A 6,711-nucleotide genomic window follows, 5' to 3' on the forward strand; every position below is an offset into this window, starting at 1 on the left:
GAAGGCTTTTGGCTTCTCAACATGTTTCTCATGATGACTTGAAATATGTTCCGCTAGGAGATCAGACGCTGGTGGTGCAATTCGAGAATAAGATCTCAATTGAGATTAATCGAGGTGTTCAAGCTTTTGCAAACTTGATCAGCAGCCGGAAGATTTCAGGAATCGTTCAGACGATTATTACCTTTAATAGCTTAGCCATTTGTTATGATCCGGTCAGGATCAGCTTCAATAAATTGGCGGATACAATCCGGGGACTGGAAGACCAGATCTCCGAAGATCACGCCATTCCAAGCAAAACGATCCATGTCCCCGTCGTATTCGGCGGAGAATACAGTCCCGACTTGGAAGAGGTGTCCGCCAGAACTGGATTAAGTCCGGAACAAGTGATCCAAACCTTATATTCCAAACCCTATTACGTGTACATGGTTGGATTTGTAGACGGGACGCCCTATTGCGGCGATATTGACGAGAGACTTGTGCTTCCCAGACGTTCCAATCCCCGGGTCAAGGTCAGGAAGGGGGCGGTATCCATTGCAACGAACCAAACCTCTATCTACACCATCGAGTCTCCGGGAGGGTGGCACTTGCTGGGTTGGACTCCGATGGAAATTTTTAATCCCTATCAGGAAAGGCCATGTGCACTTGTTTCGGGAGATTACTTACAATATGTGCCTATTTCAGCCGGTGAATCGGAACGGTGGGATGATCAAAGACAGAGAGAGTGGGATCGGGAATGGAATTCGTAAAAGTAGTTAAACCCGGTTTCTTTACAACCGTCCAGGATTTAGGGCGTCTCCAATACCAGAATCTTGGCATATCCACCTCTGGAGCCATGGACGGTTTATCTTTGCGTCTGGCCAATTTATTGGTGGGGAATGATGAAGAAGACGCTGCCTTAGAGGCCACATTAATCGGCCCTAAATTAAGATTTGTTGCAGACGGGGTGATTGCAATTACAGGCGGAGATTTGTCTCCCGTGCTGAACGCCATCCCGGTGCCGATGTGGAAATCTATTCGTGTTCGCCAGGATGACGAGCTAAGCTTCGGCAATTGTGTTACTGGCTGCAGAACATACATCTCCATTGCGGGCGGAATTGAAGTACCTCCCATTATGGGAAGCCGTTCGACGTATTTTCGAGGCCATTATGGAGGGCATGAGGGCAGGGCATTGAAGATTGGCGATGAAATTCCGATAGGCAACTGCCGCTTTAATCTCTATGATATCGAGGGAAGAAGATTACAGCCAGACGCCATTCCCGACTATCGTAAGGAGCGGCCAATACGTTTTATTCCGGGACCTCAAACAGATGCGTTTACCCAAAAATCTTTCGAATGGTTTACTTCCACGTCCTATGATGTTACCAATGAATCGGATCGAATGGGGTATCGATTACAGGGACAACAATTGGAGCATGTGAATGGAGCGGATATTATTTCTGATTTTATCACAGTCGGTTCCATCCAAGTTCCCGCATCTGGACAACCAATTATTCTGATGGCGGATTGCCAGACGACAGGCGGTTATACCAAAATCGGAGTTGTGATCAGCGTTGATCTCCCCAATGTCGCCCAGAAAAAGCCCCGGGATCAAATTCGATTTGAAGCTGTGGATGTGACATATGCTCAAAAGCTGTATGCGAAGCGGGAGAAAATGATTTCAGGCCTTAAGCTGCTTAATCGAATGCTATCTGGATAGCTACAAGTAAAGCTTATAATAGCCTATAGCACAAGAAAATCCGCATCCGACCTGGCGTCGGAGCGTTTTTTTATGCCTATAAACCGAACATATGTTCTATAATTAAGAAGATTCTGCCAAGAAAAGAGCCCCCCTTTAAGCCTTTTGCGGCACTCGGTTCTTATTCATATACATCGCTGGACCGAGTGCAAGATCGGCTTGCGGACGGTTAAGCTGTTTCAGCCCCCGTCTTATTATATAGTCAAGTTCTGAAAAAACGGATATTTGGAGGGATACCGATGCCTGTGCTTGAAGTGAAAAATTTGAGGAAATCATTCGGCGACGTCAAGGCTGTTCAAGACATCAGCTTCACCGTGGAAGCGGGAGAAGTCTTTACGATTATCGGGCCGAACGGAGCGGGGAAGACGACGACCCTGGAGATAATCGAAGGGCTTCAGCCGCCGGATGCCGGCAGCATTGCCGTTGCGGGACTGTCCTGGAGCAAGGACGAGAGCGCAATCAAGACGCTGATCGGCGTACAGCCGCAATCCAGCGCTTTATTTGACCTGCTTACCACCGAGGAGAATTTGGATTTGTTCGCTTCATTTTATCCCACACGCAAATCGACCGCCGAGGTGCTGGAGATGATCAATCTGACCGAGCACCGGAGCAAGCGGGTTAAATCGCTGTCCGGAGGACAGCGGCAGCGCCTCGCCATCGGACTTGCGATGATTAACGATCCGCAGGTGATTTTTCTCGACGAACCTACAACCGGCCTTGATCCCCAGGCGCGCCGCAATATTTGGGATATTATCCTGCGCCTGAAGCAGCTTGGCACAACCATTATTTTGACGACCCATTACATGGAAGAGGCCGAGAAGCTGAGCGACCGCGTCTGCATCGTTGATCAGGGTACGGTCATCAGCCTTGATACGCCAGCGGCTCTGATCGGCAAACTGACGAAGGAGCGGGAAGTGCGGTTGTCTTTTTATGATGGGGAAGATGCGGCGGCACAGACCGAAGAGGCACTGCGCGGCCTTCCGGGTATTGCCCGGATGGAACGGGAGGGAGCGAATGTAACACTCTGGTCTCCGGAGCCGGAACAGGCGCTGTACGGTCTCCTCGGATTCACCAAGGAGCATGGTTACCGGGTCGAGCATGTATCCATCCGCGAAATGAGTCTCGAAGATGTCTTTATTGCCTTTACGGGCAAGGAATGGAGGGATTGATATGAGCACAAGCGCACAGATTATGAAATTATTCGTTGCTCAACTCAAGACGATGTTCCGTGAGAAGGCGGTCTGGTTTTGGAATTTGTTTTTTCCTGTCATTCTGATGGTGCTGTTCATGGTTATCTTCGGCGGAGGAGGAGACGGCGGCGACTTCAAAGCGAAGGTAGCGCTGGTGAATCCTGCGCCAAGTGCCTCCAGTGATTCGCTTGAAGCCGGACTTCGGAAAATCCCGGTCTTCGAGTGGAAGTCGGAGCAGCCCGTAGACAGCGCCCAGGCCGACGCCTGGGTCAAAGACAAGGATGTAGACGCGGCCATCGTCCTTCCGGAGAACGGGAACAGCGGGGATATCAAGCTAATCGTCAATACCGAGAACGAAAGCAATGCCACCACTCAAGCGATCCAGGGCATCCTCGACCAGTATGTTCAGAGAGCCAGCTTTGCGGCAGCGGGAATCGAGCCGGCCTACCGTCTGCAGACCTCGTCGATAACCAGCAGCAGCAAGGATCTTAGCAGCGTCGACTTTCTGATGACCGGCATGATCGCCCTGTCTGTGGCTCAAGCGGGTCTGTTCGGGATGGTTGACATGGTTGAAATCCGCAGGTCCGGCCTGCTGAAGCGGCTGCGCATGACTCCGCTGCGAATGGGACTGTACGGCCTCGCCGGTATGATGGTCCGCTTCGTCCTCAGCTTCGTGCAGATCGTGCTGCTCTCCGTCATCGGCGTTATCGGGTTCGGCGCGAACCTGGCTCTCAACATCCCTGTATTGATCATCGCCTTCTTCGTTGGCGTTCTGGCCTTTAACGCCCTGGGCTATCTGATCTCTTCCTTCAGCAAATCCATCGAGTCCTATATGGGCGTGGCGAATATCACGAGCTTCCTGATGATGTTTATCAGCGGCGTCTTCTTCGCTACCAGCAGCCTGCCCGATTGGCTGAAACCGGTGACCCAGGTGCTTCCGCTGACCTATTTCGTCGAAGGCATGCGGGACGGCATGGTGTACGGGTCCGGCCTGTTCAGCTCTTCGTTCTGGATCGGTATCGGCATCCTCGCCCTTTGGGGCGTGGCGGCATTCTCCATTGGGGCGCTGATTTACCGGAAGGGTAAGGTGGAGGTGCGGTAAATTTTCAAAAATAGGATTCATAGAATGGACCGCTTTCTTTGTAGCCCAGCAGAAAGTTGAGTCCCGTGCCAGACTGCGCTAAAATATCCCTATCACAAAGATTGATCAGAGAAGGGATTGTGCAGTTTGAATAACGAAGACAAGAACGTTGAACTCCCCGAGAATTATGCAGAATTGAAAAAAGCCGCAGGACGCTCCGCCGATTGGCGGGCCCGTCTTGAGGCGGTGGAGGTACTGGGGAAATATCCTCACAAGCAAGTTATTGATATTCTGAAGCGATTGGTTGAAAGCGATCCGGTATATACCGTACAGGAGGCGGCTTACCGGAAGCTTGAAGCGTTTGGCGAGGCTGTTGCGGCGCCTTCCAAGGACAAGCCGGAGCTGTTCAAAGGCGTTTCCAAAATTCTGCTGCGAATCAAGAAAAGCCTCCCCCGTGAACATACGTATGAAGAGTTCAAAGAGAAGCTGAAGAAGATGAGAATCGACGTGTATGACGCTTATGAAGGCGATAAAGGCGCCGATTTCGACAAGTGGCTGGAGAGCAAGTGGTCTTCGGTAAAATAACGGAGCCTGCAAAGGAGTAAAACCCATGATCATCGTCAGCTCTTGCCTGGCCGGTGTCGAGTGCCGGTACGACGGTTCGCATAATGTAGTGGATAAAATACAGAAATTGGCCCGTGAGAACAAGGCGGTGCTTGTCTGCCCCGAAGTGTTGGGCGGGTGTTCCACGCCGCGCGAGCCGGCCGAAATTGTAGGCGGAACGGGCGAAGATGTCTTAACCGGGAACGCTAAGGTTCTTGACCGGTCCGGCAGGGATGTTACCGCGCTCTTTGTCGCGGGCGCCTATAAAGCTCTCGAAACGGCGCGGAAGCACAATGCTTCTCTCCTCGTTCTGAAAGAAAACAGTCCCTCCTGCGGCAGCGGCGTGATTTATGACGGCCGGTTTGCAGGCAATAAAATTCCCGGAGAAGGCGTCACGGTGGCGCTGCTCAGACGGGAAGGCTTCAAAGTCATCTCGGAAAAAGAGTTCGCGTCCGGGGAGTTCGACGCCCGGTAAATCGGCTTCGCCAGGGTGGATTCGGATTGGCTGACCCGGTCATCTGAACTGTGACCCATAAGAAGGACACTTTGAAAAAGGTGACTCTCTTGTGGGTCATTTGTGTTTTAATCAGACTATTATTTGTTGATCATTCTATCTTGAAGAACAACTTCACCCAGATCTTTGACGACTTGGAGGAAGGGTTCATTAGCTATGCTTTAATCCCCAGCGCTTATGAACGAATAACTGATTTTTTCTGGAATAATAATTTTGAAAATAACCTGAACTTTATCTTCTCAACGCCGGAATACGGTATCGTGTGCCGGGAGGGTCAATTGATTGATCCTAGCCGCACGCTCAAAATCGCTTGCTGCTCGCCGGTTCAAAATATCATCGGTTCTTTATCGAACGGCGAACTGAAAGAACATAATGTAGTGAAAATTTTAACATCCTCTACAACGGAAGCGCTGCTTTACCTTCTGAACGGAATGGCTGATCTGGCCATAACTAACCAGACTTCTTTCGACCTCTATAAAGACCAGGGCATCCAGTTTGTTTACAAGAAGTACAGCGCCCGCATCGTTTGGTCATTATTCAAGCTGAAGGAATTACTTGAAGTTCATTATTAGATATGAGGTGTGCTACTAGAAATGCACTTAGAGAAGGCTAAACTTGGTGAAAGCGGCTTGAAAATCAAACAACCGCTGGCGAATATAGCGATGTTGATTACGGTGGTTCTATGGGGATGTTCTTACATAAGCATCAAAACGGTCGTGGCTGAAGTTCCTCCTGTTACCATGGCGCTGATCCGGTTTATGATTACTACGGTTATCTTGCTCACAGCTTTAAAGAAAGTGGAGCCGTCCGCTAAATTAAATAAGCAGGATTTTCCCAAAATGGCGTTGGCCGGTTTATTCGGTATTACATTATACTTTATTCTGGAAAATACCGGAATGAAGTATACGACCGCCTCGAACGCGTCTTTGATCGCGTCTATTATCCCGATCCTTGCCATAATTCTGGACATTCTTATATTTAAATCGAAAGTATCCGTGATTCAGATATTGGGCATTATCGGTTCGGTAACCGGGGCTTACCTTGCTATCACGGCAAACGGACAAGTTGACTTTTCATCCGAAACCTTCAAAGGCAATATGTTTATCGTTTGCGCCATGTTCTCTTGGACCTTTTACACACTATTGAACAAATCATTGCAGAAAAAATATTCGGGATTATTTTTAATCACCTACCAAACCCTTTTTGGGACTTTGATTTTAATCCCTCCATCTTTATTTGAATATTCTGAGTGGCATGCTTTTTCTTTATTTGCCTTGGTCAATATTATTTTTTTGGCGGTGTTCTGTTCAGCGGTTTGTTATTTCCTGTATGTTTACGCCCTCAAAAATCTGGATGTGACCATAACGACCGTTTATCTGAATCTGGTGCCTATCGTAGGGGTTATCAGCGGCTATATCATCTTGAGAGAATCCATATTACCGATCCAGCTTTTGGGTGGACTGATTATTATTTCAGGTATCATTGTTGTAAATATCGGCAGCAAAAGAGGAGGACTTAAACGTGAAAGTCGCTATCGTGATTGATAAAGAACTGCCTATAGGCTTTGCAGCCAATACGGCGGGGGGGC

The 6,711-nt window shown here is 49.2% G+C and carries 8 protein-coding genes; all 8 read left to right on the forward strand.

From position 1 onward, the window contains the following. Positions 1-8: 8 nt before the first annotated feature. The 8 genes from pxpB (at position 9) to L691_RS0106605 (ending at position 6,667) form a co-directional block, all read left to right on the forward strand. A complete protein-coding gene (gene pxpB / locus L691_RS0106570) occupies positions 9-746 on the forward strand; it encodes a 5-oxoprolinase subunit PxpB (protein WP_025689514.1) in 738 nt (245 codons plus the stop codon). Next, positions 734-1,696: a 5-oxoprolinase subunit C family protein gene (locus L691_RS0106575; protein WP_025689516.1), complete on the forward strand. Its 963-nt coding sequence runs from the start codon at positions 734-736 to the stop codon at positions 1,694-1,696. The genes pxpB and L691_RS0106575 overlap by 13 nt, the downstream gene beginning before the upstream one ends. 278 nt (positions 1,697-1,974) lie before the next feature. Beyond that, positions 1,975-2,904, forward strand: a complete 930-nt coding sequence (locus L691_RS0106580; RefSeq protein WP_025689518.1) for an ABC transporter ATP-binding protein — start codon at positions 1,975-1,977, stop codon at positions 2,902-2,904. Between the two features lies 1 nt (position 2,905). Continuing rightward, positions 2,906-4,027 (forward strand): ABC transporter permease, encoded by a 1,122-nt coding sequence (locus tag L691_RS0106585; protein ID WP_025689519.1) that lies wholly within the window; start codon positions 2,906-2,908, stop codon positions 4,025-4,027. A 126-nt stretch (positions 4,028-4,153) separates the two neighbouring features. After that, positions 4,154-4,591 (forward strand): HEAT repeat domain-containing protein, encoded by a 438-nt coding sequence (locus L691_RS0106590; RefSeq protein ID WP_025689520.1) that lies wholly within the window; start codon positions 4,154-4,156, stop codon positions 4,589-4,591. Between the two features lie 25 nt (positions 4,592-4,616). Further along, positions 4,617-5,084, forward strand: a complete 468-nt coding sequence (locus L691_RS0106595) for a DUF523 domain-containing protein (RefSeq protein ID WP_025689523.1) — start codon at positions 4,617-4,619, stop codon at positions 5,082-5,084. A gap of 71 nt (positions 5,085-5,155) precedes the next feature. Further along, a complete protein-coding gene (locus tag L691_RS0106600) occupies positions 5,156-5,695 on the forward strand; it encodes a hypothetical protein (RefSeq protein ID WP_025689524.1) in 540 nt (179 codons plus the stop codon). Positions 5,696-5,716: 21 nt separating this feature from the next. Beyond that, the gene (locus tag L691_RS0106605) at positions 5,717-6,667 is read left to right on the forward strand and encodes a DMT family transporter (protein WP_025689526.1); all 951 of its coding nucleotides are present in this window, start codon (positions 5,717-5,719) and stop codon (positions 6,665-6,667) included. Positions 6,668-6,711 lie beyond the last annotated feature (44 nt).

Origin of the sequence: Paenibacillus zanthoxyli JH29, assembly GCF_000520715.1 — a bacterium.
In the GTDB taxonomy this organism is placed as follows: Bacteria; Bacillota; Bacilli; order Paenibacillales; family Paenibacillaceae; genus Paenibacillus_AQ; species Paenibacillus_AQ zanthoxyli.

Bases quoted from the DNA above. Each gene is read 5' to 3' on its own strand.
- L691_RS0106575 (WP_025689516.1), top strand. From the start codon at position 734: ATGGAATTCGTAAAAGTAGTTAAACCCGGTTTCTTTACAACCGTCCAG.
- L691_RS0106580 (WP_025689518.1), top strand. From the start codon at position 1,975: ATGCCTGTGCTTGAAGTGAAAAATTTGAGGAAATCATTCGGCGACGTC.
- L691_RS0106585 (WP_025689519.1), top strand. From the start codon at position 2,906: ATGAGCACAAGCGCACAGATTATGAAATTATTCGTTGCTCAACTCAAG.
- L691_RS0106595 (WP_025689523.1), top strand. From the start codon at position 4,617: ATGATCATCGTCAGCTCTTGCCTGGCCGGTGTCGAGTGCCGGTACGAC.
- L691_RS0106605 (WP_025689526.1), top strand. From the start codon at position 5,717: ATGCACTTAGAGAAGGCTAAACTTGGTGAAAGCGGCTTGAAAATCAAA.